The sequence below is a fragment of the Zobellia nedashkovskayae genome (genome assembly GCF_015330125.1).
Classification (GTDB): domain Bacteria; phylum Bacteroidota; class Bacteroidia; order Flavobacteriales; family Flavobacteriaceae; genus Zobellia; species Zobellia nedashkovskayae.
The window spans coordinates 482,325-507,278 of record NZ_JADDXR010000002.1 but is presented as its reverse complement, the minus strand read 5'-3'; the positions used below and the strand labels follow the sequence as shown (position 1 = coordinate 507,278).

26 protein-coding genes are annotated in these 24,954 nt (G+C 37.5%); 16 read left to right on the top strand and 10 right to left on the bottom strand.

Features of this window, described 5'->3' with window-relative positions:
- Positions 1-71: 71 nt before the first annotated feature.
- Positions 72-584, bottom strand: coding sequence for an RNA polymerase sigma factor (locus IWB64_RS02125; protein ID WP_194532464.1), 513 nt, complete (start codon positions 582-584; stop codon positions 72-74).
- A gap of 108 nt (positions 585-692) precedes the next feature.
- Here IWB64_RS02125 and IWB64_RS02120 point away from each other — a divergent pair, with 108 nt between their 5' ends.
- From IWB64_RS02120 to IWB64_RS02105, 4 genes are all read left to right on the top strand, one after another.
- A complete protein-coding gene (locus IWB64_RS02120) occupies positions 693-2,063 on the top strand; it encodes a hypothetical protein (RefSeq protein ID WP_194532463.1) in 1,371 nt (456 codons plus the stop codon).
- A 173-nt stretch (positions 2,064-2,236) separates the two neighbouring features.
- Positions 2,237-3,574: a signal recognition particle protein gene (gene ffh / locus IWB64_RS02115; protein ID WP_194532462.1), complete on the top strand. Its 1,338-nt coding sequence runs from the start codon at positions 2,237-2,239 to the stop codon at positions 3,572-3,574.
- A gap of 53 nt (positions 3,575-3,627) precedes the next feature.
- A complete protein-coding gene (gene folD, locus IWB64_RS02110) occupies positions 3,628-4,512 on the top strand; it encodes a bifunctional methylenetetrahydrofolate dehydrogenase/methenyltetrahydrofolate cyclohydrolase FolD (protein ID WP_194532461.1) in 885 nt (294 codons plus the stop codon).
- Between the two features lie 152 nt (positions 4,513-4,664).
- Entirely contained in the window at positions 4,665-5,747 is a 1,083-nt protein-coding gene (locus IWB64_RS02105; RefSeq protein WP_194532460.1) for a PAS domain-containing sensor histidine kinase, read from the top strand.
- Positions 5,748-5,770: 23 nt separating this feature from the next.
- Here IWB64_RS02105 and IWB64_RS02100 read toward each other — a convergent pair whose 3' ends face one another.
- Positions 5,771-5,920 carry a hypothetical protein gene (locus tag IWB64_RS02100; protein ID WP_194532459.1) on the bottom strand — a complete coding sequence of 50 codons (150 nt, stop codon included), beginning with the start codon at positions 5,918-5,920 and terminating at the stop codon, positions 5,771-5,773.
- Between the two features lie 134 nt (positions 5,921-6,054).
- On the opposite strand from IWB64_RS02100, the gene IWB64_RS02095 reads away from it, so the two are divergent.
- The 4 genes from IWB64_RS02095 to IWB64_RS02080 all read left to right on the top strand — a co-directional run bounded on the left by IWB64_RS02095 (position 6,055) and on the right by IWB64_RS02080 (position 10,901).
- Positions 6,055-7,359 (top strand): MFS transporter, encoded by a 1,305-nt coding sequence (locus IWB64_RS02095; protein ID WP_194532458.1) that lies wholly within the window; start codon positions 6,055-6,057, stop codon positions 7,357-7,359.
- Between the two features lie 200 nt (positions 7,360-7,559).
- Positions 7,560-8,321 (top strand): 3-keto-disaccharide hydrolase, encoded by a 762-nt coding sequence (locus IWB64_RS02090; protein WP_194532457.1) that lies wholly within the window; start codon positions 7,560-7,562, stop codon positions 8,319-8,321.
- Positions 8,322-8,360: 39 nt separating this feature from the next.
- The gene (locus tag IWB64_RS02085; RefSeq protein WP_194532456.1) at positions 8,361-9,782 is read left to right on the top strand and encodes a Gfo/Idh/MocA family protein; all 1,422 of its coding nucleotides are present in this window, start codon (positions 8,361-8,363) and stop codon (positions 9,780-9,782) included.
- A 147-nt stretch (positions 9,783-9,929) separates the two neighbouring features.
- Positions 9,930-10,901, top strand: coding sequence for an aldo/keto reductase (locus IWB64_RS02080; RefSeq protein ID WP_194532455.1), 972 nt, complete (start codon positions 9,930-9,932; stop codon positions 10,899-10,901).
- Positions 10,902-10,959: 58 nt separating this feature from the next.
- Here the strand turns inward: IWB64_RS02080 and IWB64_RS02075 are convergent, their stop codons facing one another.
- From IWB64_RS02075 to IWB64_RS02055, 5 genes are read right to left on the bottom strand one after another with little or no spacing between them, the layout of a single operon-like run.
- The gene (locus IWB64_RS02075; RefSeq protein ID WP_194532454.1) at positions 10,960-11,385 is read right to left on the bottom strand and encodes a VOC family protein; all 426 of its coding nucleotides are present in this window, start codon (positions 11,383-11,385) and stop codon (positions 10,960-10,962) included.
- Between the two features lie 10 nt (positions 11,386-11,395).
- The gene (locus tag IWB64_RS02070) at positions 11,396-12,235 is read right to left on the bottom strand and encodes an alpha/beta fold hydrolase (protein WP_194532453.1); all 840 of its coding nucleotides are present in this window, start codon (positions 12,233-12,235) and stop codon (positions 11,396-11,398) included.
- Positions 12,236-12,249: 14 nt separating this feature from the next.
- Positions 12,250-13,215: a YitT family protein gene (locus IWB64_RS02065; protein ID WP_194532452.1), complete on the bottom strand. Its 966-nt coding sequence runs from the start codon at positions 13,213-13,215 to the stop codon at positions 12,250-12,252.
- A 41-nt stretch (positions 13,216-13,256) separates the two neighbouring features.
- Positions 13,257-13,805 (bottom strand): hypothetical protein, encoded by a 549-nt coding sequence (locus IWB64_RS02060; RefSeq protein ID WP_194532451.1) that lies wholly within the window; start codon positions 13,803-13,805, stop codon positions 13,257-13,259.
- Positions 13,806-13,853: 48 nt separating this feature from the next.
- A complete protein-coding gene (locus tag IWB64_RS02055; protein WP_194532450.1) occupies positions 13,854-15,356 on the bottom strand; it encodes a helicase HerA-like domain-containing protein in 1,503 nt (500 codons plus the stop codon).
- A gap of 202 nt (positions 15,357-15,558) precedes the next feature.
- Here IWB64_RS02055 and IWB64_RS02050 point away from each other — a divergent pair, with 202 nt between their 5' ends.
- Entirely contained in the window at positions 15,559-16,191 is a 633-nt protein-coding gene (locus tag IWB64_RS02050) for a 7-carboxy-7-deazaguanine synthase QueE (protein ID WP_155594626.1), read from the top strand.
- 12 nt (positions 16,192-16,203) lie between these two features.
- Here IWB64_RS02050 and IWB64_RS02045 read toward each other — a convergent pair whose 3' ends face one another.
- Both IWB64_RS02045 and IWB64_RS02040 read right to left on the bottom strand, forming a co-directional pair.
- On the bottom strand, positions 16,204-17,136 hold the full coding sequence (locus tag IWB64_RS02045; protein ID WP_194532449.1) for a hypothetical protein: 933 nt from the start codon (positions 17,134-17,136) through the stop codon (positions 16,204-16,206).
- 51 nt (positions 17,137-17,187) lie between these two features.
- Positions 17,188-17,895, bottom strand: coding sequence for a class I SAM-dependent methyltransferase (locus tag IWB64_RS02040; RefSeq protein WP_194532448.1), 708 nt, complete (start codon positions 17,893-17,895; stop codon positions 17,188-17,190).
- 75 nt (positions 17,896-17,970) lie between these two features.
- On the opposite strand from IWB64_RS02040, the gene IWB64_RS02035 reads away from it, so the two are divergent.
- Genes IWB64_RS02035 through IWB64_RS02025 form a run of 3 tightly spaced genes read left to right on the top strand, consistent with a single transcriptional unit; the run spans position 17,971 to position 19,872 of the window.
- On the top strand, positions 17,971-18,465 hold the full coding sequence (locus IWB64_RS02035; RefSeq protein ID WP_194532447.1) for a YkgJ family cysteine cluster protein: 495 nt from the start codon (positions 17,971-17,973) through the stop codon (positions 18,463-18,465).
- 20 nt (positions 18,466-18,485) lie between these two features.
- Positions 18,486-18,968, top strand: a complete 483-nt coding sequence (locus IWB64_RS02030; protein WP_194532446.1) for a GyrI-like domain-containing protein — start codon at positions 18,486-18,488, stop codon at positions 18,966-18,968.
- Positions 18,969-19,023: 55 nt separating this feature from the next.
- The gene (locus IWB64_RS02025; RefSeq protein WP_194532445.1) at positions 19,024-19,872 is read left to right on the top strand and encodes a sterol desaturase family protein; all 849 of its coding nucleotides are present in this window, start codon (positions 19,024-19,026) and stop codon (positions 19,870-19,872) included.
- An 11-nt stretch (positions 19,873-19,883) separates the two neighbouring features.
- On the opposite strand, the gene IWB64_RS02020 is transcribed toward IWB64_RS02025, so the two are convergent.
- Positions 19,884-21,146 carry an exo-beta-N-acetylmuramidase NamZ family protein gene (locus tag IWB64_RS02020; protein WP_194532444.1) on the bottom strand — a complete coding sequence of 421 codons (1,263 nt, stop codon included), beginning with the start codon at positions 21,144-21,146 and terminating at the stop codon, positions 19,884-19,886.
- Positions 21,147-21,149: 3 nt separating this feature from the next.
- Here IWB64_RS02020 and IWB64_RS02015 point away from each other — a divergent pair, with 3 nt between their 5' ends.
- The 4 genes from IWB64_RS02015 to IWB64_RS02000 all read left to right on the top strand — a co-directional run bounded on the left by IWB64_RS02015 (position 21,150) and on the right by IWB64_RS02000 (position 24,933).
- Positions 21,150-22,391, top strand: a complete 1,242-nt coding sequence (locus IWB64_RS02015; RefSeq protein WP_194532443.1) for an ABC transporter permease — start codon at positions 21,150-21,152, stop codon at positions 22,389-22,391.
- Positions 22,392-22,472: 81 nt separating this feature from the next.
- Positions 22,473-23,453, top strand: a complete 981-nt coding sequence (locus IWB64_RS02010; RefSeq protein ID WP_194532442.1) for a PLP-dependent cysteine synthase family protein — start codon at positions 22,473-22,475, stop codon at positions 23,451-23,453.
- 58 nt (positions 23,454-23,511) lie between these two features.
- Positions 23,512-24,291, top strand: a complete 780-nt coding sequence (locus IWB64_RS02005; RefSeq protein ID WP_194532441.1) for an aldose 1-epimerase — start codon at positions 23,512-23,514, stop codon at positions 24,289-24,291.
- A 9-nt stretch (positions 24,292-24,300) separates the two neighbouring features.
- Positions 24,301-24,933, top strand: a complete 633-nt coding sequence (locus IWB64_RS02000) for a Crp/Fnr family transcriptional regulator (RefSeq protein ID WP_194532440.1) — start codon at positions 24,301-24,303, stop codon at positions 24,931-24,933.
- Positions 24,934-24,954 lie beyond the last annotated feature (21 nt).

The window sequence follows — 24,954 nt, the reverse complement described above, 5'->3', positions numbered from 1 at the left end:
AATACCCTACTTTCTATATAAGAGATATTATGGTGGATTAGTTAAAACTGACTAATTTAGAATAATACCTATTAAATTCCTTCAATTTTTTCCCTGAGCGACTTCAATGCCAAGTGCATTCTTTTTTCAATAGCTTTTACACTAACCTCTTCCATTTCAGCTATCTCGGCATATTTTTTTCCATCTATACGATTTAATAGAAAAGTGGTCCGTTGGTTTTCAGGTAAACTATCTAGAGCTCGGTTCAATTTTTGTTTAAACTCTTCCTCCTCCATTATGAAATCCGGGGACTCATGGGTGACCTTCAAGGTCTTGTCCGCATACTTTAAACGTACTTTTTCTGCTTTTATCACATTTAAGTACAAATTATTGGCAACCGTGTATACGTATGATTTGGCTTTTGGGGGTGAAACCTTGGCACAATTTTCCCAAAGTTTCATAAAAGCCTCTTGAACAGCGTCATGGGCTTTCTCCTCATTCCCGAACTTATAATATATATAGTTGAAAACCGTTTTAGAATTAGCTTTGAAAATAGTATCAAAGACTTGCTCTTCGCAAACATTGCCTGTATTTTTGGTTTCCAATTAGGGTGATTTTTTTCAAAGGTATTTGAAAAAATCGAATCTGTGCAAGTAGGGTATTTTAATTATGGGTTGTTTCAAGATTAAAGTGCCCCTAAATTCCGAATCGTTATGAAGAAGTGTTTTAAATTTTCATTAGTGGCTTTCCTGCTGGCCCTCATAATGGCTTTGACGTCGTGCCAAGATGAAGAGCCTTTTGTAGAAACTATAGATGAGGAGCAAACTTTATCTTTTGACTCTACTGCTTTAGAGCTAATGAAAGAAACCGTATCAAATGATGGTTCCTATGACAATATCGTAGATGGCGCAAGTTGTTTTGATATTCAATTTCCATATAGCGTTGTTGTAAATGATGTAGAGTTGACCATAGATTCTATGGACGGCCTTCAGGTTTTAGAAGAAATTTTAGATGATGTAGAAGGTTTTGAAAGTACTATGGATATTGTTTTTCCTATTACAGTAACTATGGCAGATTATACCGAGGTTACTATAAATTCCGAAGAAGATTTACAGAAAACAGCTTTAGAATGTGTTGAAGGTGGTATTGATGCAGATATTGAATGTATTGATGTCGTATACCCTGCAACCGTATTTACCTACAATCCTAATTTTCAACAAACGGCATCAGTGCTAGTAGAGCATGATGCAGAGTTGAGAAGATTTTTTGCTGGTCTGGAAGAAACTGATCTTGTAAGCTTTGATTTTCCTCTGACTCTAAAATATACAGATAGTACAGAGGTTGTTGCTAACACGAATACCGAACTTGCTGATATTTTGAGTCAAGCAAAGGAAGCGTGTGATGAAGATGATGATAACGATTATAATGATGACGATTTTACCCAAGAACAATTAGATAGCGTTTTAGTGCAATGTCCATGGGAGCTTGTACAAGTACAAATGCAAAGCGCAGATCAATCTGCGCAGTATGATACGTATGCATTTTCATTTGAGGAAGGTGGAAAAGTTACTTCTTATGGTAAAAATGGATATAATACAGAAGGCGCGTGGAGTACGGCAATTGAAGATTATAGAGTTGTACTTAAACTAGATTTTGAAGCTGCTGATCAATTTAATTACACTTGGAAGGTCTACGAAATAAAAGAAGGAAAGATTAAAATGTTCGTAGAAGATAATTTTTTGGTGCTAGAAAAAGATTGCGATTACGAACCTCTAATATGTAATGCTGAGACTATTGAGAACAGATTAAGTGTTTGTAATTGGAGAATAACTGATGAAAAAGGAGAGTTTTTTGAGGACTTGCTAATAGACTTTGCAGAAAAACAAATGCTCGTTTATGATACCAATGAAAAAGTGGTTGATGAAGGAAGTTGGGAAGTAGAAGGAAACATATTGACATTCACGGGCTTGAGCAGAAATTTAGCTAATTACATTGGCGACTGGCAAGTGCTTGAATGTGGAGAGGAAGAAATGAAAATACAAAGATATGAAGAAGTTGTTGTTCTAACTAAGGTTTGCAATTAGCTTTTGAAAACTAAAGTTTAGTGTAACCAGATACCTATTTTGCCCCACAGTTTTTTTAAGAGCGCCCATCTAAAGATGGGTGCTTTTTTTGTGATATTATATTTTTTTCTTTACGCCCCGTTCTTTCCCTCAGTTATTATTAAATTTGCCTTTCTTCAAAAGCAATTAAGACGATGTTTGATAATTTAAGTGAAAAGCTAGATAAAGCCCTCCACACCCTACGGGGACAAGGGCAGATAACGGAAATTAACGTTGCTGAGACTACCAAAGAAGTCCGTAGGGCTTTATTGGATGCCGATGTTAACTTCAGAATAGCAAAAGAGTTTACCAACAGGGTTAAGGAAAAAGCTTTGGGTCAGGATGTATTGACTGCATTGCAACCGGGCCAGTTGATGGTAAAGATTGTCAAAGATGAGCTTACGGAGCTTATGGGTGGCGAGACAGAAGGTATTAACCTCTCTGGAACTCCTTCTATAATTTTAATGTCAGGTCTTCAAGGTTCGGGTAAAACTACTTTTTCAGGTAAATTGGCCAACTTTCTTAAGACAAAAAAATCAAAGAAACCTTTATTAGTAGCTTGTGATGTGTATCGCCCTGCAGCAATAGATCAGTTGCACGTAGTTGGTGAGCAGATTGGTGTTGAGGTATATTCTGATCGGGACGAGAAGAATCCTGTAAAGATTGCCCAAGCTGGTATTGCCAAAGCAAAAGCAGAAGGTTACAACGTAGTTATTATAGATACCGCGGGTCGTTTGGCGGTTGATACGGAGATGATGAATGAAATCTCTGAGATTCATAAAGTCATTCAACCTCAAGAAACACTTTTCGTAGTAGATTCAATGACGGGTCAGGATGCTGTTAATACGGCAAAGGCCTTTAATGATATTTTAAATTTTGACGGGGTAGTACTTACCAAATTAGATGGTGATACCCGTGGTGGAGCTGCCATTTCAATTAAATCGGTAGTAGATAAGCCAATCAAGTTTATCGGTACAGGTGAAAAGATGGAGGCTATAGACGTTTTTCATCCTTCACGTATGGCTGAACGTATTTTGGGCATGGGTGATGTTATTTCTTTAGTAGAAAGAGCCCAAGAGCAATTTGATGAAGAGGAAGCTCGTAAAATCCAAAAGAAAATAGCCAAGAATAAATTCGGTTTTGATGATTTTCTTTCTCAGATACAACAAATCAAAAAGATGGGTAACATCAAAGATTTGATGGGGATGATACCTGGTGCCGGAAAAGCGCTAAAAGGTTTGGATATTGATGATGATGCTTTCAAACATATTGAAGCTATAATTCATAGTATGACGCCAGATGAGCGTTCTAACCCTTCTAAACTGAATGTGAGCCGTAAAAAGCGAATCGCTAAAGGAAGTGGTAGAGAAGTGCAAGAAGTGAATCAGCTTATGAAGCAGTTTGACCAAATGAGCAAGATGATGAAAATGATGCAAGGCGGTGGCGGTAAGAAGATGATGCAGATGATGGGCAACATGAAAGGCATGAAATAAAGCCATAGCTTAGAAGAAAATTACAAGACCAGATTAGACCGTAATCCGACATTATGATATTACTAGACGGGAAAAAAATTTCCAACGAAATAAAGGACGAAATTACTATTGAGGTAGCGAACATGAAAGAACGCGGTGAGAAAGTACCTCACTTGGCTGCAGTTCTTGTTGGTACTGATGGTGCTAGCTTAACTTATGTTGGTAGTAAAGTGCGCTCTTGCAAGAAAATTGGTTTTGAATCAACTTTGATTCACTTGCCTAGTGAAACTACAGAAGAAGAGCTACTGAAAAAAGTTCACGAACTAAATGCAGATGCAGCTATAGACGGTTATATCGTGCAACTTCCATTACCAAAACATATTGATGAGGAAAAGGTCTTAATGGCTGTTGATCCAGATAAAGATGTAGACGGATTTCACCCTGCTAACTTTGGGAAAATGGCCTTGGATATGGAAACTTTCATATCTGCTACGCCATTCGGTATTATGGAGCTTTTAAAGCGTTACAAAGTAGATACCCAGGGAAAACATGCTGTGGTTATTGGTCGTAGTCATATTGTGGGTAGACCTATAAGTATTTTATTGAGCCAGAAAGGGGAAGCTGCAAATTGTACCGTTACTCTTGCGCACAGTAGAACAAAAAATATTAAAGAGCTTACGCTACAGGCAGATATTATTGTATCCGCATTAGGAGTGCCTCATTTCTTAAAGGCCGATATGGTCAAGGAAGGTGCTGTTATCATTGATGTAGGTATTACTAGAGTTGCTGATGAAACTAAAGCTAAAGGTTATTATATAACTGGTGATGTTGATTTTGAGTCTGTTAGTAAAAAAGCTTCGTTTATTACTCCAGTTCCAGGTGGCGTTGGTCCGATGACCATTGCTATGTTGCTAAAAAATACACTTTTAGCTAGGGAAAGAAATAGCAATACCAAGTAATTTTATTGGCTTTATTGTAGGGTTTTGTGTTTAATAATTTATTCTTTCAAAGGGTAGTTTTTATTGCATTTTGATTTATAATTATTTACTTCATTCCGAGCACAACAATACCATGTTATTCTGCGTTAGATTTTATAATTAACCCACACAATATGCAGCAGGAATCACTCGTTCCGACTAATATTCAATTAGATCCATTCTTCGATCTTTCAATGGATTATTTATGTGTTGCAGGGTATGATGGCTACTTCCGAAAAGTTAATCCAGCATTTATCAAACTATTAGGGTTCTCAGAGGAGGAATTATTTTCTGTGCCCATCTATGATTTTATTTATGAAGAAGACCGTGGTCTGACCGCCTCTAACAGAAAAAGTCTAATAAATAGTAAGCCTTTGTTGGACTTTGAAAATAGGTACGTTTGTAAATCCGGAGAGTTGGTGTGGTTGCATTGGACGTCCATTCCCATGCCGGATAAACAATTAATTTATGCTATTGCAAAGAATATCACTCATAAAAAGAATCTAGAATCCGAACGTATTTCACATGTAGCTCAGCTTTCTAAGATAAATGAACAGCTTAAACAACTAAATTATACCACTTCCCATGATTTAAGGTCTCCTGTGAATAATTTACTATATCTAGCAGATATTTTAGGTAATAAAGACAACGGTGAAGAAGAGAATGAAAAAATACTAGAGTATATAAAACTGTCTGCGGAAGGCCTTAAAACTTCTTTAAATTCTTATGTAGATGCTTTAAAAGAAAATGAGGACGATAGTGTTGGGGTAGAAGAGGTTTTCTTTAAGAAAGTTTTTGAAAAAATAAATGGCTCTATAAGCTCCTTGATTAAGGATTCCCAGGTTAAATTTTCCTTGGACTTTTCAGCTATGGAAAGTGTTCGGTTTAATTCTGCTTATATGGAAAGTATTTTTCTTAACCTCATTACCAACTCAATCAAATACGCTAGGCCTGACGTTTTTCCCGAAATACAAATTACCTCGGGTGAAACAGACGGAAAAAAAACGTTTACGTTTACAGACAATGGACTAGGTTTTGATATGGAAAAAGTGGGGCATCTTATTTTCAGTTTAAATCAAAGATTTCACGGAACTAAAGACAGTAAAGGAGTTGGCTTGTATTTGGTACATAGCCACATTACCAGCCTTGGTGGTACCATAAGCGTTGCCAGTAAAGTTAATGAAGGCAGTACCTTCACCATTATATTTGGTGATTAGTAGCAGTAGAATAGAGCTGTATTTTATTTCAGGAATTGCTTTTGTAGAACTTTCCCCGTAATTACGGTGTCTCCAGGTTTTATAATCTCTATATCATTGCTATCATCAATACTACAGCTGCTCAAAATTATGATTACAGTGAGGACGAACAGTACGGCTGCGAATTTTCTCATAGGTAAATTGCTAAAAGACTTAGTTTACCAATAACGTTCAAAACTTCGCTTCCGTATAGATTTCTTATAATCTTTACCTTAAATAATGTAGTGGCTCTGGCAAAACCGGTACTTTTGCTGCTTTCCTTTCATAGATGTCAAGCAAAAACCGATTTTCCCTCGTAGATCCCGCCAAAAGCCCAGTTTTTTATGGTTATGTAATTTTGGTAGTAGGCACCATCGGTATTTATTTCAGTATTCCGGGGCAAACTATTGGGGTATCCGTATTTACGGATCCTGTAAAAGATGCTCTTGGCTTAAGTCGTAACCAATTCAGTAATGCCTATATGATCGGTACGATCTGTAGTTCATTAGTTATTGGTCGCGCAGGTATTTGGTTTGATAAATATGGGGCGCGTTACGTGGCATTTTTTGCGGCAATTACACTGGCGGTAGCACTTATGTTGTGTTCTTGGTCCGTGCAAATGAGTGAGTTTGTGAAAACCATGTTGAATGTGGATACGTGGCTCATTCCATTTGTAATAATGGCTACACTCTTTTTTGTACTTAGATTTTCGGGTCAAGGAGTGCTTACCATGGCATCTCGAAATGTTATTATGATATGGTTCGATAAAAATCGAGGAAAAGTAAATGCCATTAGTAGTGTAGCTATTTCGTTTGGTTTCTCATCTTCTCCGCTTTGGGTGAATGCTTTAATAGAAGGGTATAGTTGGCAAGTCACTTGGCAAATTTTAGCTGTAGCACTAGTAATCTTCTCCTTATTTATATTACAATTCTATAAGAATAAGCCTGAAGAGCATGGCCTGTTACCGGATGGCGAAATTTTAGAGGAAGAAGAAGAATCTGTTAAAATTCCAACAGCAAAGCAATATACTGCTAAGGAAGCCCAGCAAACCAGAGCTTTTTGGATGTACGGACTCATATTGGCTTTCAATAGTTTCTTTATTACCGGTCTTACTTTTCATGTGATTTCCGTTTTCGCCAGTGAAGGCTTTTCTAAAGATGATGCTATTTCAATTTTTTTGCCAGCATCGGTTGTTGCGGTAACCATTTCATTGATTTTTAATTTTCTGAGTGATTATTTGCACCTGAAACTCTATTTGTATTTGATGATTTTAGGCGGAATTATGGCTTCAGTCGGATTTTTGTTTTTATCATCTTCTTTCGGTATTCCATTATTAATTGGCGGCTTTGGCGTTTTAGGAGGCTTCTTTGCTGTTCTTAATGCTATCGTTTGGCCTCGTTTCTTTGGACGTACGCATCTGGGCGCCATTACAGGCAAGGTTATGTCATTTTTAATACTAGCAAGTGCACTCGCACCTCCTGTTTTTAGTCTTTGCTTTAGCACTTTTGGATCGTATAGACTGCTCGGGTATCTAGGGTTAATGTTTTTGTTATTCCTGTCTATTGCTTCTGTTAGAGCAAATAACCCGCAATAATTACACTTGGTCGGTTCGGGTAAATTGGCTACCTTCTCCTTTCGTTTACAATTTGTCTAACAGTACTTTTTTTAAGGAGTTGAAATATTTAGCATTTATGCCTAAAGGCGAATTAGAGAAAGGGTATTTTTTGATTCTCAATTAAATGTTTGTTAGATTTAGATAGCGTAGCGATACTATAACCCAAATAGCAGATTTTAATGAAAAAACTAGCCTTAATCCTATCTATATCAGTAGCTTTAATTTCCTGTAAAAACGAAACCAAACAAAAAGAAATAGCAAAAGTAAACCCAGAGGCTGCTAGTAATGACAAACCCAATGAAGAATGGATTTACCTTTTTGATGGGACAACTACTGAAGGCTGGCGAGCTTATAATGGAGATGACTTGCCACCGCAATGGGTTATTAAGGACGGAGCCTTAACTTTTGATACGGAAAAGAGAACGGAAGAGAACCGTAAAGGCGGAAAAGATATTATTTACGCTGCACAAGAATTTGATAATTTTGAATTGGCTTGGGAATGGAAAATTCCAGAAGGAGGTAATAGCGGTCTTCTATATCATATTCAAGAAGGAGATTGGAGCATACCTGAAGTTTCACCAGAATACCAGATGTTGGACGACCTGAAATGGGAGGAAATCAATAATGCCAAATTAGAGGAATGGCAAAAAACAGGTGCCGATTATGCCATGCATTTACCTGTTATAAGCCAAAAAATAGTAAAGCCAGCAGGAGAGTGGAATACGTCTCGCATCATCTTTACGCCAGAAAATGTAGAACATTGGCTCAATGGAAAAAAACTATTGTCTTTCGTTCCATGGTCAGAAGACTGGGAAGAACGAAAAAGTAAAGGAAAGTGGAAAGATTCTCCGAAGTACGGATCTTTTAAAAAGGGGTATATAGGTTTTCAAGATCATGATAGTCCGCTTTGGCTAAAAAAAGTAAAAATCAGAGAATTATAAAAATTTAGAACAACAGCAATAATCCAAACTACTTGAAAAATGAATAAAAGAGAATTTCTAAAAAGTGCAGCGGCTGTATCATCATTTGCCTTATTGCCTAACGCGGCATGGGCTTTTCCAAAAGGAAAAAAGCTTCGTACGGCGCATATAGGTGTGGGAAATATGGGAGCGGAAGATCTTAGTGCTATTTCTTCTCATAACGCGGTAGATGTTGTTGCATTATGCGATGTGGATTCTGTTAACTTATCAAAAGCACATAAATTACATCCGGGAGCAAGAGTGTTCTTTGATTATCGCGCCATGCTTAATGAAATGGGAGATGAAATAGATGCAGTAGTAGTTTCAACACCTGATCATACACACGCACCAGCGTCTATAATGGCTATGGAGATGAACAAACCGGTTTATTGCCAGAAACCATTAACGCATTATGTTGATGAATCTAGAAAAATGATGAAGATTGCCAAAGAAAAAAATTTGGTAACTCAAATGGGTATTCAGGTACATTCTTTCTATGATTATCGTTTGGCTACACTTTTAATTCAATCTGGTATTATTGGTAAAGTACATACGGTACATGCTTGGTCTCCAAAATCTTGGGGATATAATGGTGATGAGCCTCAAGGTGAAGACCCTGTGCCTGATCAATTAGATTGGAATCTTTGGTTGGGAACCTCTAAAGAACGTCCTTACAAAGAAGGCTTTTACCATCCTGGAAATTGGAGAAAACTTATGGATTATGGCTGTGGTACTTTAGGAGACATGGGCGTACATATTTTTGATACACCTTATAATGCGCTAAATTTAGATGTACCGTTAACCGTTAAAAACGAGTGTCGGGAGCCAAACGGATTTGGTTTTCCTGAAAATAATACGGTCACCTATGAATTTCCAGGAACGGAATTTACTACTAAAAATCTTAAATGGGTTTGGTATGATGGTCCGGGAATGCCACCTAAGCATGAAGATTTAGTTTTGCCTGGAGGTAAGACTTCTAGTGAAAACCAAGATAAAGATGGTAGCGTAAAAGATAAAATATCTCTTGATGCGGGAATGGCCGGAGCTGGAGAATTACCTAGTCAAGGCGCTATGTTCATAGGTAAGAAAGGTCGTTTGCTTTTACCGCATTTTATGCAACTTCCACAGAAAATAGTAAAAGGTAAGTATGTTGATATATCCAAAGAAATAGCTGAGGTTTCCGAAGCAAATAATTTGGGAGAACCTATTCGTAATTATGATTCGGAAGGTCCAAAGCATTACCATCAATTTGTAGATGCTTGTTTGGGCAAAGGTCAGACTACTGCTCCTTTTTCATATGCAGGACGCTTAACGGAAACTATTCTGTTAGGTGTAATTGCCGGTCGTTTTCCAAATAAAACATTGCATTGGGATACGGAAACTGCCAAGTTTGCCGAAGATGAAGCCAACCAATTCTTAGGTGGTGATTATCGTGAATTTTAAAAAGATATTAATTAGGTCTGTATCGTGTTTTTCGAAACAGGAGAAGTTATAAATTATCTGGAAACGGTATGCACTATATAGTCCTTTATTTTTATAACGAAGATGTGTTTCTAAACCATATTAAATTTCCACAAAAATAAAAGTAAAATGATATATAGAAGATTCGGAAGAACCGGATGGCAAGTAAGTGAGGTAGGTTATGGAATGTGGGGAATGGCCGGCTGGACAGAGTCTGATGACAAACAATCTGCCAAATCTCTTGACCTAGCTGTTGAAAACGGAGTCAACTTTTTTGATACCGCTTGGGGTTATGGAGAAGGGCATAGTGAAGAGTTGTTAGGTGAGCTTATCCGCAGACATCCCAAAACAAAACTATACGCAGCCAGCAAGATTCCGCCTAAAAATTTCAACTGGCCAGCAAAGCCGGAATATAAATTTGAGGATTCGTACCCAACTAACCATATTATAGAGTATACTGAGAAAACGTTGACCAATCTGGGTATGGAACGTATTGATTTGATGCAGTTTCATACATGGGATGACGGTTGGTCTAGCCGTGATGAGTGGCAACGTGCTATTGAGGATTTGAAGAAAGCAGGAAAAATTGGTGCTATGGGCATCAGTGTTAATCGCTGGGAACCTGAAAATGGTATTGAAGCTTTAAAAACGGGTCTGATAGATGCCGTTCAGGTAATTTATAATGTTTTTGATCAGAATCCTGAGGACGTTCTTTTTCCTCTATGTGAGGAGTTGGATATTGCTGTAATTGCACGCGTGCCCTTTGATGAAGGAACATTGACGGGCAATCTTACTAAGGAAACTACATTTCCGGAGGGAGATTGGCGCGGGACGTATTTTGTGCCTGAAAATCTAAACTCTAGTGTAGACCATGCCGATGCCTTACGACCCTTAATTCCTGAAGGGATGACCATGGCCGAGATGGCGTTGCGATTTATTTTGGAGAATAAGACTGTTGGTACGACTATTCCGGGCATGCGAAAAGAGCGTAACGTTTTAGCCAACACCGCTACAAGTGATGGGAAAAGATTGCCAAAAGAGTTAGTTGAGGAATTACAAAAGCACCGTTGGGTAAGAAAACCCACGGAGTGGTCACAATAGGAAATAATAAAAAAAACTAGTCGCTCTGAGCGCAGTCGAAGAGCGACTAGTTTAATTGCTACTTGGCAAACAATTGCCCCATGTCTTTAAATGCCTTAAACTCTAAGGCGTTACCTGCTGGGTCCAAAAAGAACATCGTTGCTTGTTCACCTGTTTGGCCTGCAAATCTTACATAGGGCTCTATAACAAACGCTACTCCTTTATTTTCAAGTTCTTTAGAAAAAGATTCAAAAACATCCCAAGGCAAAACAACACCATAATGTGGTACCGGAACATTTTTTCCGTCAACCGGATTGCTATGGAGGTCTTCAGTTTGTGTTTTAGGTTTGTAGTGAATAACCAATTGGTGTCCGAATAGATTAAAGTCTACCCAGTGGTCACTACTACGGCCTTCTTCACAGTTTAATATTTCTCTATAGAATGTGCGGCATTCGTCTAAGTTATGAACGGGTATGGCGATATGAAAGGGAGTTACGGCTTGCATAATTTCTATTTTAGTTGTTCAAAAAATCTACAATTTGATCATTTATATGTTCTTGGTGCATAGAGTGTCCAAGACCTTTAGTGCGAATAAATGTACTGTCATTCCAATAAGAGTGAACAGCTTCCGAGGCATGAAAGGGCGCTAATTTATCTAGCTCATCATGGAATAGTAATCCTTTTTTTGTATTTGTTTTTGCAAAGCGAGAGGACGAAAATTCCTTGACTGTAAAGCCGAAACGATTAAGGACATAGGCTTCAAGTGCCTCACGAACATTGTCGTTAAAATCAAGTAGTCTCTGGTAGTGATCCATTATTTCATAAAATTCTGAAGGGGAACCAATGGTTATCATTTTTTCAACACCTTCATTTTTATGGTAAAACTCGTTGTACATAAGGGTCATTCCTCCCATGGAGTGTCCAATAAGATATTTGGGGTTATATTTTTCAATCATGGCTTGAACGCCATCAGAATATGAAGGAAGGTCGAGGTATTGACCAGAAGAATACCCGTGTGCAGGAGCATCGAAAGCCACAATGTTATAGTTGGCTTCGAGTAGCTTTGCAATAAGATTGCGCCATCTAAAAGTATTGCTCTCCCATCCATGGACCAACAGAACGGTTTCCTTACTGCCTGACCAATGATAGGTTTGTAAAGTATGGTTTTTAACTTCAAGAGCTCCGCTTTTGGCTTTGTCCAGATATTCTTTTTGATTGGGAAGAACCCTTCCTTTTCTCACCGTGCAGAAAACATAGAAAGCTTTTTCTGCCGCTCTCGTTTTAGACACTCTGGCAAGTAAATTAAAATACCTGCCGTATACCTTTGGGAGCATTTTATTCAGCGTTTTTTTCATAAGTACGTATTCCGCTATTTTAGAGGCTTCTTTTTAATCATGCCTCCTTTAATATCTTTAACAACGCCCATAACAATAAAGGCATTTTTATCTATCTTATCAATTTCGGTGCTTAATCTGGCCAGTTCTAAACGAGTCATTACAGTGTAAATAATATCTTGATTGATACGAGCGATTCCATCTTTAGAATATCCGCCTTTGCCATTATAAACCGTACAGGCTCTGCCCATTTTTTCGGTAAGCATGATGCGTATTTCTTCATTTTTGGGTGAAATTACCGTCACACCAATATATTCTTCCACACCATCTACTACATAGTTCACCGTTTTAGCAGCCACTAAGTAGGTGAGAATGGCATATAAAGCAGTTTCTATACTTAACAAATAAGCACCTGCTGAAAAGATTATAATATTAATGAGAAGGAGAACATCCCCAATGGTCAAGTGCCATTTTCTACTGAGGTAAATGGCTAAGACTTCTGTGCCATCTATAACGCTACCGCCACGCATGGCCATACCAATGCCGAGACCTAAAAAGAATCCGCCAAAAACGGCTATCAGCAGCTTGTCACTGGTGATAATAGGGTAGGAAACAAAATGCACTACAAGGGCTAGTGCTACAATGGCGAAAATGCTTTTTAAAGCAAATTTCTTGCTGATGGTTTTGGCCCCAAGAAGTACAAAGGGAATGTTTACCAATAACAATAAAACTCCCAATGGTATATTCGATTTTACCTGAATCAATAGCGATACACCTGTTGCTCCGCCATCAATAAAATGATTGGGTAGCAAAAAGCCTTTTAGACCAAATCCTGCTGCACCAACACCAATGGCTATAAAAAGTATTTCTTTGATAGCATGGACAAATTCTACTTGTCCATATCTAACTTCTTTAACCAGTTGTCTTTTGGCAATTGCTTTTTTGCCTTTAAGCTTTGCTTTAGCCCGTTGTACCAAGATGTATTGCAGAAGTGTATTCATGGTACGGTTTTAAATTTGGCTATCAATAATTACAAAGGGGTCTAATCCCAGGCTACCATCATGTACTTAATTTTAGCATCATCGGGAATCTGAACCGCTTCAATATTTACACTTGTAGCGTAACGTAAACTAGAGGGTAGTTCCTCTTTGCTGATGGTAAAGTAAACATCACTATCTTTTAAAAGAATTACTACATTGTTCATTGAAGTAATTACCTTTCTAATGGTGTAATTGTCTTTGATATCTTTAAAAGTGCTACCCAAACCAACTCCTTTTTCTGTAGTAAAACGAGTGTCTTCAATACGGATATTCTCAATAGTTGGTATACTATCTGAATTTGGGGTAAGGGTCAATAATGCTTTTCCTCCTTTTTCAAAAACTTTTACCTTTTTACTATTGTTAGCACTGTTGGTGCTGGTGCTGTCCTTTACGATAGAATCGTTTTCGTAAATAATCTTTAGGTCGCGCACCAAACTGATACGGTCCAATTTACCTACACGGTCTTTAATAATAGAAAAAGAGGTGTCTTTTTCTTCATTACAACTTGCGAGGCAAACGATTAGGCAAATACTAGCTACTATACTTTTCATGTACTTTTGTAAATTGTTTGTTTTAATCTGAAAACTACGATTTTTAATTTATCGCATTACTTTTTTCAGAACTCCTAAAACACCGCGAATAAAAGTGGCACTGGTCAATACTTTTATTATCGGGTTTTGTCTTGTGCTGGTGCTTCTTCTTGATGTGCTTTTAGGTTTGTCCTTTTCTTTTGCAGCTGCAGTTTCAGCTTTTTCTATTTTCTCGTTTAGAATTTCGTAGGCACTTTCTCTGTCTATAACTTCACCATATTTCTTAACTAAGCTAGAATTTTTAATCACGGACTTCAGTTCGCTGTCGCTCAAAACATCCATCCGGCTCATAGGTGCACGTAATAAAGTAGCAGCTAGTGGCGTAGGGCGTCCTTTTTCATCCAAAGCAGAAATAAGAGCTTCACCAATACCTAAGGAAGTTAATACTTCTTTGGTGTTATAATATTCTGAAATAGGATAATTCTCGGCCGTAAGTTTTATGGCCTTTCGGTCTCTTGCAGTAAAAGCACGAAGAGCATGTTGTACTTTGAGACCTAATTGCGAAAGTACCTCGTTAGGCACATCGGCTGGGTTTTGAGTAACAAAATAAATGCCAATACCTTTTGAACGTATCAACTTAACAATACTTTCAATTTGGTCTAACAATGCTTTTGAAGCTTCGTTAAAAATAAGGTGAGCTTCGTCTATAAATAGAATTAATTCAGGTCTATCACTATCGCCTTGCTCTGGAAAAGTACTGTAAATCTCCGCCAAAAGGCTTAACATAAATGTAGAAAATAGTTTTGGGCGATCTTGGATATCGGTCAATCTTAAAATATTGATATACCCTTTTCCATTTTCGTCAATTCTAGTTAAATCTTCTACATCAAACGATTTTTCGCCAAAAAATAAATCGGCTCCCTGTTGTTCAAGTTCTATTATTTTTCTTAGAATGGTTCCAGTAGAACTTGTAGAAATTCTACCGTAGTGTTTTGTGAATTCTGCTTTGCCGGTACCAGTAGCGTATTGCAATACTTTTTTGAAATCTTTTAAATCTAAAAGCGGAAGTTTATTGTCATCGCAATATTTAAAAACAACGGCAACAATACCTTCTTGCGTTTCAGTAAGGTCAAGAATACGAGATAAAAGTACGGGCCCAAATTCAGATACTGTAGCTCTTAGTTTAACGCCGTCTTGCTCAGAAAGCGAAAGGATTTCTACAGGAAAAGCTTTAGCTTCAAATGGTAGGCCAATCTTAGCATGGCGCTCATCTATTTTTGGATGACCGGGACTAGGTTGCGCTAAACCACTTAAATCTCCTTTTAAATCCATCAATAATACAGGAATTCCCTTATCGGATAGATTTTCAGCTAGTACCTGAAGTGTTTTGGTTTTACCTGTTCCCGTTGCTCCGGCAATAAGCCCGTGACGGTTCAAGGTCTTTAAAGGAATCTTTACATGGGCATTGGTAATGGCCTCTTCATCTAGCATTGCTGCTCCCATTACAATATAATCGCCTTTGGTTGCGTAACCGCTCTCAATATGTTTGAAGAATTCGTCTTTAATAGCCATTGGTTGTGTTTTGAGTAAAAATAAGGGAATTTTTGATGTTTTACAGTCACTTTTAGAGAAGTTTAGCTTTGGTCAAAATCAAGCGCACTAAGTAGGGTGGATGGAAGCGGTTAAAATTAGTAGTCTGATGGATTAAAGATGAGCACTTTAATTTAAGAATTAGAATTTGGGTTTTGGAATCTGCAAGACGTATCTTTGCGCGATGGTAAAAGATGAAGTTTTAAAGGAAGTGGATAAGGGGAACATGTTGCCCTTAATGGAAGAATTCTACACCATACAAGGCGAAGGTTTCCATAAAGGTACAGCAGCATATTTTATTAGAGTTGGAGGATGTGATGTTGGATGTCACTGGTGTGATGTTAAAGAAAGCTGGAATGCAGAAACTCATCCACCAACGGCTATAGAACAGATTACCGAAAATGCAGCTAAATATTCCGATACTATTGTAATTACCGGAGGAGAGCCTCTTACTTGGAACATGCAACCTTTAACCGATGCTTTAAAAGCTAAAAATCTTAAAATTCATATTGAAACTTCTGGAGCATACCCTCTAACGGGTACTTGGGATTGGATTTGCCTGTCTCCAAAGAAGAACAAATTACCTGTGGGCAGAATTTATGATGAGGCCCATGAGTTAAAGGTTATTGTATTTAATAAGCACGATTTAATTTTTGCAGAACAAGAGGCTGCAAAAACCAACAAAGACTGTATTCTCTATTTACAACCAGAATGGAGTGTGCGGGACAAAGTAGTTCCTATGATTGTGGATTATGTTATGAAGAATCCTAAATGGAAAGTCTCACTACAGACGCATAAGTATTTAAATATACCATAGCGTTTGTTATGTTTAACGGCCTCCGTTAGATTTAAGATCTAAAAGACATTCGCTATCTAAGCTAGGAGGTTCTGGTAGCTCGTTTTTGGCAGTTTTAGATTCCAATAATTTAAGAACACTTTTGCCGCTTAAAGAACAGGCAGATGTAATAGTGTTATCATCTTTTGCGGTAAGCGAAGTACTTTTACCTGTAAACCCACCACTAAATTGCAATTCTGCAAGCATAAGACAACCATCAACATCACAATGGCTGTTGCCAATAGTATTGCCTGCTGAGTCTAAAACAGGTTTGCCATCTTCGTCAACTTGTATGTCCTCATGATCATTTACGGGTGTAGTCCCTAAATTAACGAGTCCGAACAGATGTCCGAATTCATGGTTTAAAGTAGAGTTCTCTACATCGGCATCAGTAATAAAAAAGCTTTGATTAGCCAATTTACGAACCGTGGCCTCATGGATGATCATAGAAGTGTTACGAAATACAGCCCCCAAAGTTACTAGACCTTCTTCTTCATCATCGCCGTCTGCAGGAGCATCTGCAAAATAGATGTATACGGCCAAAGTTTCATCGTCATTATAAACCGTTCTGTTCTCTGATTCTAGGTCAGCAATTTCTTCAAGAGTCAGGCTTTCTTCATCAGGAGACTCCAATTGCGTGTATTTTAGTTCAATATCTTCTTTAAAAGTTCTTTCCTTTAGATAATTAACAAAACCCTCCATGGCTTCTTCGGTAGGCTTAAAACCATCTACATATGCAATTTCAATAAGAAGTTTAGTGAATTTGTCGTTAGACAAAATATCATTGGCAGAATCTCCGGTACCTTTTAGATTAGCAGTTTTGTCCACTGCTTGGTTTTCGCTTGCTACTTGGTCGTCTTCATCTTTTGAACATCCTGTAAAAAGACCAAAAAGTAAAACCAATAAAAAGATATGTATGTTTTTCATAGGGAAATTTTATAGTAAAGAGCGAAACCACAAAAATGGCGAAAATTCATGTTATTTTAGCCATAATTTAGCCAAATAGTCGTAATGTTCGCCGTTTCTTACAATTTCGCAGTTAAATCCGTTTGGTTCTGCCGCCATTTCTAAGGTCTTGTAATCTAGGTATAACCAGAAAAACGAATCACTTTTCTCTTTTTTATACTCCATTTGAAATTCAATCTCACCATAATAAGAACCGGTATCCGGTACCCAAACCCCACCATCCTCATCTTCTTCAAACATATAAATGATGTCACTGGAGTCCAATAGAATTTGTGCGCCAGGGTTCATCAGGGTTTTCATATGATCAAAAAATTTGGACATATTATTCAATTTTTCAATAATGCCAATGCCGTTCATCAGCAGTAACAAAGTATCAAATTTTTGATTTTTATAATTATATATGTCCGTACAAACTACATCCTTTATACCTCTTAAGCTGCAAGTTTCTATGGCTCCTTTTGAATAATCCAAAGCAATCACCGTATGTCCTTTTTCCTGTAGATACAAACTATGGCTACCCGCTCCACAGCCAATATCCAAAATAGTACCCTTACAGAGTTTTAATGCTTCCTGTTCTAATTTGGGCATTTCTTTAAAACCTCTAAAGAGGTAGGGCACGGGAATTGTATCTTCTTCATCTAAAGACGAAAACGTGATTATATCCTCGGTATAGTTACCTTCTTGAAAATCTAATATGGCCTTTCCAAAAACGTCTTTCATATAGCAAGTGGTTTGTTTGGCAAAATTGGACATTTTAAGTATTTCTTGTTTAGTTTTGAGTAGATTTTTAGATGAATGGAGCAAATTTTAAAAGAACTTCCTAAGAAAGCACAGGAAAAGCACAACGAAAACCGTAAGTTTTTTGCCAAGCTTAAAAAGCGGCCACCTAAAAATTTGGACTATGTAATGCAAGAATTACATTATGAAGAATTTCAGCGTACAGATTGCTTGGAGTGTGCTAATTGTTGTAAAACTACGGGACCGTTGTTTACGAAGGCTGATGTTGAACGTATTTCCAAACATTTCCGGCTTAAGCCTCAAAAGTTCATAGAGCAATATTTACGAATAGATGATGAGAATGATTATGTACTTCAAGAAGTGCCGTGTACTTTTTTAGGAGCTGATAATTATTGTTCTATCTATGACGTACGACCTAAAGCATGCCGAGAATTTCCACATACAGACCGTAAAAAATTTCAACAGATTTCTAACTTAACTTTAAAAAACGTAGCCATTTGTCCTGCTGCTTTTAATATTGTTGAGAAAATGAAGAAAGCCATTGGTAATTAAATTGTATAATCTTGGGACTAATGAAACCTAGAATAGTAGAGTTATCGGATAAAAAATTGGTTGGACATTCTTTAAAAATGTCATTAGCCAATAATCGTACATTTAATTTGTGGAGTGGTTTTATGCCGCTTAAGAGGCACATTACAAATGCAGTGGGGTCAGAATTGTATTCTGTTCAAGTGTATGAGAAGTTTCCTGATGCTGAAAGTTTCAACCCAAATACGGAGTTTGAGAAGTGGGCAACCGTTGAGGTGAGTGAGTATACTGAGTACGCTGAGGATTTTAAGACGCTCAATTTAAAAGGAGGAATGTACGCTGTTTTTATTCATAAGGGGCTGCCCAGCGAATTCAAAAAAACTATGGATTATATCTTTTTGGAATGGATGCCAGATTCGGATTATAAATTAGATCATAGACCACAATTTGAAGTTTTGGGAGAGAAGTACAAAAACAATCATCCGGACTCTGAAGAGGAAGTTTGGATTCCTATACAATTAAAATAATCAACAAAAAATAGCTTAATATTTCAGAATTGGTTAATTTTTCTATCTTTAAGATATGGAATTCATAATTAATTATTTTGAAACAATACCTTCTTTGCATCGTTCACTTATTCTTGTGGGTGGCATTACTTTCTTTTGGATATTAGAGGGTATCGTTCCTCTTTTTGGTTTTACGTATAAGAAATGGAAGCATGCTTTGCCTAATCTGTTTTTTACGTTTACTACTATAATCGTAAACTTTGCATTAGCCTTTCTATTATTAAAAACTGCCGATTTCACGGTTGTAGAAAAGTTTGGCATTATTAATTGGTTACCTGAAATGCCGCTATGGCTTTGCGTGATTGTAGGGTTGCTTCTTTTAGATTTAATAGGTGCTTATCTAGCACATTTGGTAGAGCACAAAGTAAAACTTCTATGGAGGGTTCATTTGGTGCATCACACGGATCATAATGTAGATACCACAACAGCAAATCGTCACCACCCTTTAGAAAGTATGATTCGTTTTGTTTTTACCCTTTTCGGAGTTTTGATTGTGGGTACACCAATAGGTATCGTTATGTTGTACCAGTCGCTTTCATTGATAGCCACACAATTTAACCATGCCAATATAAAGATGCCCAGAAAGTTAGATGAGGCTCTTAGTTGGGTGATTATTTCCCCGGACATGCATAAAGTACATCATCACTATAAGTTACCTTATACAGACAGTAACTATGGGAATATATTTTCTCTTTGGGATCGTCTTTTTGGTACTTTTATGAAGTTTGATAGGGATAGTATTGTTTATGGTGTGGATACTTTTCCTGATGAGGTTGAAAATGCAAGCATAAAAGGCTTGCTAAAACAACCTTTTCATAAATCAAGAAAACCAACAACCTTGTCAGAAACGAGCGAAGTTTTATAGCTTCGTTTTGTTTATGGATATAACAAGTATTTGTTTCTGATTTTCTTGAATTTGGTCAAATCTGCTTGCCAGCTTTCTTTGATGGTCTCTTCAAGTTCTCCTTTTTCTATATGTCCTTGTAGTTTGTCCGTACCCGCATGTTTGGTAAATCCACTTTTGTTGAAGACTTTGGTTTTGTCTTCTGAATTTACATACGCATCTATAAGCCATTGAACGGATACCTCGCTCATCCTTGGGATTTCGGATAAATCCTTTCCAAAGCAAAGTTTTCCATTTTCTTTTGGCGTTTTTGAACCAAAATTAGGCATAGGTGTATATCTAAAACTGTATTGTGTACTGTCTAGAAAAGAAGCCCCATAACATTGAAACTGTAATTCTGTTCCTCGTCCTGCATTTACGTTCGTACCTTCAAAAAGACCCAAACTAGGGTAAAGGTTAATGGCAATATCGTTCGGTAAATTTGGAGAAGGACGAACGGGTAAACTATATTCGGTTTCGTGTGTCCAGTTCTCTAAGTGTATTATGGTAAGGTCCGCTTTCTTCTCAGTTTCAATCCATTTTTCTTCGTTGATCATTTGAGCATATTCACCAATGGTCATTCCGTAAACTAACGGTATTTCCGTCATGCCCAGAAAGTTGGTATGGGCTTTTTCCATTGTAGGACCGTCTATATAATGTGCATTGGGATTAGGCCTGTCCAATACAATTAGAGGTTTGTTTTGTTCCGCACAAGCTTCCATGACCAATTGCAAGGTGGCAATATAAGTGTAGAAGCGAACACCCACATCTTGAATATCAAAAAGGACAACATCAATATCTTTCAACTGTTCAGCAGAAGGTTTTCTGTTTTTTCCATATAAAGAAATAAGAGGAAGCCCCGTTTTGCTATCGACACCATCTTTTACTTTTTCTCCAGCGTCTACAACACCTCTAAATCCATGTTCAGGAGCAAATACTTTCTTAACATCAACCTTTAAGGAGAGTAAAGAGTCTACCAAATGAATATATGGCGTAGGTGTATCTATGCTATCCTTAGATGGTTTAAAAATAATGGAGGTCTGATTACCAACAATACCCACTCTTTTACCTTTTAGCAAGGGTAAATAAGCGTTAGTTCTGTTGGCGGCAACAATAATGGGCTTCTCAACAATAGTATCAGTGAGGACCAAAGTGGGTTCATAAGTAGATTTCTCTGTTTTAGTCGGGTTTCCACATGCTACAACAAGCAAAAACCAAATGAAAAATGTACTTTTGAGACAGTTTAAAAATGCCATATATTGAATTTTGAATATTTTTTGGCCAAGCGGCTTATTAAGGGCGAAGCGCATAAAATTAGCATTTCCGCTCCAATAATAAAAATAGCAATTGCAGCTATTGCATTGGGGGTCGTTATGATGCTGATAACTATCTCTACAGGAATAGGTCTTAAATATAAGATTCGGGAGAAAGTAGCAGCCTTTAACGGTCACATTCAGATATCCAGTTACGACAACAATGCATCTGATGTTTCGGTGATGCCGGTTTCGTTAAATCAAGATTTTTATCCAGAATTTAAAGATGTTGATGGTATTGACCATGTGCAGGCCGTTGCCAGTAAAGCGGGTATTATTAGAACTGAGACTACTTTTGAAGGTGTCATAGCAAAAGGTGTAGGCAGTGATTACAACTGGTCTGTTTTTGAGGAGTATCTGTTAGATGGCAAGCTTCCCAATTATTCTGGCGATTTAAATGAAGAGGTGTTGATGTCGGAACTTATGGCAAATCGTCTCGATTTAAAAACAGGTGATACTTTTTATTCATTTTTTCTTAAGGATGGTGATGTTTCAAAATTACCCAACCAAAGAAAATTTAAGATAACCGGACTTTACGATAGTGGTTTTGAAGAGTTTGATGGGCTTTATCTGTTTACGGATATACGTCACATTCAACACATGAACAAATGGGGCGATGATCAAGTTGGTAATTTTGAGGTCTTCCTGAATAATTTTGATGATATAGACGAAAAAAGTAAAGAAATCTATGGCAAAACCCTATCTACTTTAGATACGCAGACCATAGTGAACAAATATTACAAGATTTTTGAATGGATCAGCCTTTTCGATTTTAATATCATTCTAATCATAGGTATTGTAATTATTGTAAGTGGTTTTAATATGATTACCGCTTTGTTGGTTCTTATTCTAGAACGTACACAAATGATAGGCATACTTAAAGCTTTAGGGTCTGCCAATTGGAGCATTCGTAAGGTCTTTTTGTACAACGCTAGCTACCTGATTGGGGTGGGCCTTCTTTGGGGTAATATTATTGGGCTAGGGGCAATCTACCTTCAAGATAAATTCCAAATACTAAAATTTCCAAATCCAAAAGAATACTATATAGATTATGTGCCGGTACACATAGATTTTATTACTGTACTGATTCTAAATATCGGTGTACTAGTTCTATGTATCGTTATGCTTCTGGTACCTTCTTACATTATTACAAAAATCACTCCCGTAAAGGCAATCAAGTTCGAATAGAAGAGAATAAGAACGTCGTTTTTTTTATGTGTCGCGTTCTTTGTATTTTACCCTTGGTATAAAATAAGCAACAGTTCATTTATGAAATACGCAGAGAATATATTGGGAACTATTGGCAATACACCATTAGTGAAAGTCAACAAGCTTACTGCGGATGTATCTTGTTTGGTTTTGGCCAAGTACGAAACTTTCAATCCCGGTAACTCGGTAAAAGATCGCATGGCTTTACAAATGATAGAAGATGCCGAAGCTTCTGGTATATTAAAGCCCGGAGGCACTATCGTTGAGGGTACTTCTGGTAATACAGGTATGGGTTTAGCATTAGCGGCCACCATAAAGGGCTACAAGTTAATTTGCGTTATTAGTGATAAGCAATCAAAAGAGAAAGTAGATATTTTAAAAGCCATGGGTAGTGAGGTTCATGTTTGTCCTACGGATGTTGAACCTAGCGATCCAAGAAGTTATTATTCTACAGCTAAACGTTTGGCTACAGAAATCCCTAATGCTTGGTATGTAAATCAATATGATAATCCAAGTAATGCAAAAGCACATTACGAAAGTACGGGGCCTGAAATTTGGGAACAGACAAATGGTAAAATCACGCACTTTGTTGTTGGCGTAGGGACTGGTGGAACCATTTCTGGCGTAGGAAAGTTTTTAAAAGAGAAGAATCCGAATATTAAAATTTGGGGTGTGGACACCTATGGTTCCGTCTTTAAGAAGTATCATGAGACCGGTATTTTTGATGAAAAGGAAATCTACCCATATGTCACAGAAGGCATAGGGGAGGATATTTTGCCAAAGAATGTAGATTTTGATGTTATTGACGGCTTTACGAAAGTGACTGATAAAGATGCAGCAGTTTACACACAACGTTTAGCAAAAGAAGAGGCTATGTTTTTGGGTAATTCTGCTGGGGCTGCTATAAAAGGGGTGCTGCAGTTGAAAGAACATTTTACAAAAGAAGACATAGTAGTAGTCCTTTTTCATGATCATGGAAGCCGGTATGTTGGTAAGATGTTTAATGACGATTGGATGCGTGAAAAAGGGTTTTTAGATTAGCTTTGTAAGACCGGGTAAGAAAAACGACTTCTTATAAATAGCTATAAAATATAGTGCCATGATAGAACTGAAATTTGAGAATCAAAAAGTACATATAGATGCTGGCGAATTGGTGAGTTATACCGTAAATGGTTACGAGTATATTCATCAAAAAGGTAGTTCTGGTTGGCGTAGTTCGGATACAGAGATGTTTCCGATTATTGGCCCCACGGCAGAAGCTAAGTTTCAAGTGCAGACTCCAAGAGACATTGCTATTCAAGATCAGCACGGTCTTCTTCGTGAGATGGCTTATGAGGTAGTCTCTACAACAGATGCCGAAGCGGTATTGCAAAAGAAATATAAGACAGGTACTCGAATAAAAAATTCAAAATTCCCGAGTAAATCTAATAAGGAATGGTTGTTCTGGACCTATGATTTCAACTTTAGAAAAACATTCCGTTTGTCCAAAGAAGGACTTGAGGTGAACTTTACAATCTCCGGGGAACGAGATATGCCTTTTATGTTAGGCTATCATCCTGCATTCAAACTATATGCAAAAAGCCCAGTTGTAGTGGCAGGCGAAAAGGAAATCACGTTAGCAGAAATCATGGCTGTTGGTAATCGTGCTTTTCAAGTTCCCGGCTGTACGGAAATCCTTCTTAAGGACCAGAAAGAGCTCCGTATTCGTACAGAGGGCTTCGGTAATTTTATGTTATGGACAGAGGTGCCCAATATGGTTTGCATAGAACCTATCACTTTTTATCCGTATGCTGTAGCACAAACCAAACTTCATGAAGGTTTTGATTATTTAAAGGATGAAGATGCCCAGTACAGCGTCTTCATTAGTGCGGTAAACTAAAAAATAAATATGGAAGAAGGTCTTTTACAGAATTACGGGTATCTTTTTGAAGATGCACTCTTAGCGGAAATGCAAGAAGTAGGTGTGGTTAAAATGTTTTCGCAGGGTACTATTATAATGGATATTGGTGAGACTATTACCCATATGCCTCTCTTATTAAATGGTGCTATTAAAATTCTTCGCGAAGACGAGAGTGGAGATGAACTTATCCTTTATTTCTTAGAAAGAGGAGATACCTGTGCCATGACATTCTCATGTTGTGTAGGAACGCATAAAAGTGAGATACGTGCGGTTGCTGAAAGTGATACTGAGCTTATTATGATTCCGGTGGAGAAGATGGAAGCATGGATGGCAAAATATACGTCATGGCGCCAGTTTATTCTAGATAGTTACCACACCCGGATGACGGAATTACTGGAAACGGTAGATACAATAGCTTTTCTCCGAATGGATGAAAGGCTACTTAAACACCTTCAGGATAAGGCTATGGTTAACCATGATGAATACGTTCAGACCACGCATCAAGATATTGCTTACGATTTAAATACCTCACGAGTGGTGATTTCAAGGTTACTTAAAAAACTAGAGAAAGAAGGGAAAATCGAAATGCAGCGAAACAAAATTAAGGTCATTGATTTATAAGAGTTCTTCACTTTATTATAA

Bases quoted from the DNA above. Each gene is read 5' to 3' on its own strand.
- IWB64_RS02120 (WP_194532463.1), top strand. From the start codon at position 693: ATGAAGAAGTGTTTTAAATTTTCATTAGTGGCTTTCCTGCTGGCCCTC.
- ffh (WP_194532462.1), top strand. From the start codon at position 2,237: ATGTTTGATAATTTAAGTGAAAAGCTAGATAAAGCCCTCCACACCCTA.
- folD (WP_194532461.1), top strand. From the start codon at position 3,628: ATGATATTACTAGACGGGAAAAAAATTTCCAACGAAATAAAGGACGAA.
- IWB64_RS02105 (WP_194532460.1), top strand. From the start codon at position 4,665: ATGCAGCAGGAATCACTCGTTCCGACTAATATTCAATTAGATCCATTC.
- IWB64_RS02100 (WP_194532459.1), bottom strand. From the start codon at position 5,920: ATGAGAAAATTCGCAGCCGTACTGTTCGTCCTCACTGTAATCATAATT.
- IWB64_RS02095 (WP_194532458.1), top strand. From the start codon at position 6,055: ATGTCAAGCAAAAACCGATTTTCCCTCGTAGATCCCGCCAAAAGCCCA.
- IWB64_RS02090 (WP_194532457.1), top strand. From the start codon at position 7,560: ATGAAAAAACTAGCCTTAATCCTATCTATATCAGTAGCTTTAATTTCC.
- IWB64_RS02085 (WP_194532456.1), top strand. From the start codon at position 8,361: ATGAATAAAAGAGAATTTCTAAAAAGTGCAGCGGCTGTATCATCATTT.
- IWB64_RS02080 (WP_194532455.1), top strand. From the start codon at position 9,930: ATGATATATAGAAGATTCGGAAGAACCGGATGGCAAGTAAGTGAGGTA.
- IWB64_RS02075 (WP_194532454.1), bottom strand. From the start codon at position 11,385: ATGCAAGCCGTAACTCCCTTTCATATCGCCATACCCGTTCATAACTTA.
- IWB64_RS02070 (WP_194532453.1), bottom strand. From the start codon at position 12,235: ATGAAAAAAACGCTGAATAAAATGCTCCCAAAGGTATACGGCAGGTAT.
- IWB64_RS02065 (WP_194532452.1), bottom strand. From the start codon at position 13,215: ATGAATACACTTCTGCAATACATCTTGGTACAACGGGCTAAAGCAAAG.
- IWB64_RS02060 (WP_194532451.1), bottom strand. From the start codon at position 13,805: ATGAAAAGTATAGTAGCTAGTATTTGCCTAATCGTTTGCCTCGCAAGT.
- IWB64_RS02055 (WP_194532450.1), bottom strand. From the start codon at position 15,356: ATGGCTATTAAAGACGAATTCTTCAAACATATTGAGAGCGGTTACGCA.
- IWB64_RS02050 (WP_155594626.1), top strand. From the start codon at position 15,559: ATGGTAAAAGATGAAGTTTTAAAGGAAGTGGATAAGGGGAACATGTTG.
- IWB64_RS02045 (WP_194532449.1), bottom strand. From the start codon at position 17,136: ATGAAAAACATACATATCTTTTTATTGGTTTTACTTTTTGGTCTTTTT.
- IWB64_RS02040 (WP_194532448.1), bottom strand. From the start codon at position 17,895: ATGAAAGACGTTTTTGGAAAGGCCATATTAGATTTTCAAGAAGGTAAC.
- IWB64_RS02035 (WP_194532447.1), top strand. From the start codon at position 17,971: ATGGAGCAAATTTTAAAAGAACTTCCTAAGAAAGCACAGGAAAAGCAC.
- IWB64_RS02030 (WP_194532446.1), top strand. From the start codon at position 18,486: ATGAAACCTAGAATAGTAGAGTTATCGGATAAAAAATTGGTTGGACAT.
- IWB64_RS02025 (WP_194532445.1), top strand. From the start codon at position 19,024: ATGGAATTCATAATTAATTATTTTGAAACAATACCTTCTTTGCATCGT.
- IWB64_RS02020 (WP_194532444.1), bottom strand. From the start codon at position 21,146: ATGGCATTTTTAAACTGTCTCAAAAGTACATTTTTCATTTGGTTTTTG.
- IWB64_RS02010 (WP_194532442.1), top strand. From the start codon at position 22,473: ATGAAATACGCAGAGAATATATTGGGAACTATTGGCAATACACCATTA.
- IWB64_RS02005 (WP_194532441.1), top strand. From the start codon at position 23,512: ATGATAGAACTGAAATTTGAGAATCAAAAAGTACATATAGATGCTGGC.
- IWB64_RS02000 (WP_194532440.1), top strand. From the start codon at position 24,301: ATGGAAGAAGGTCTTTTACAGAATTACGGGTATCTTTTTGAAGATGCA.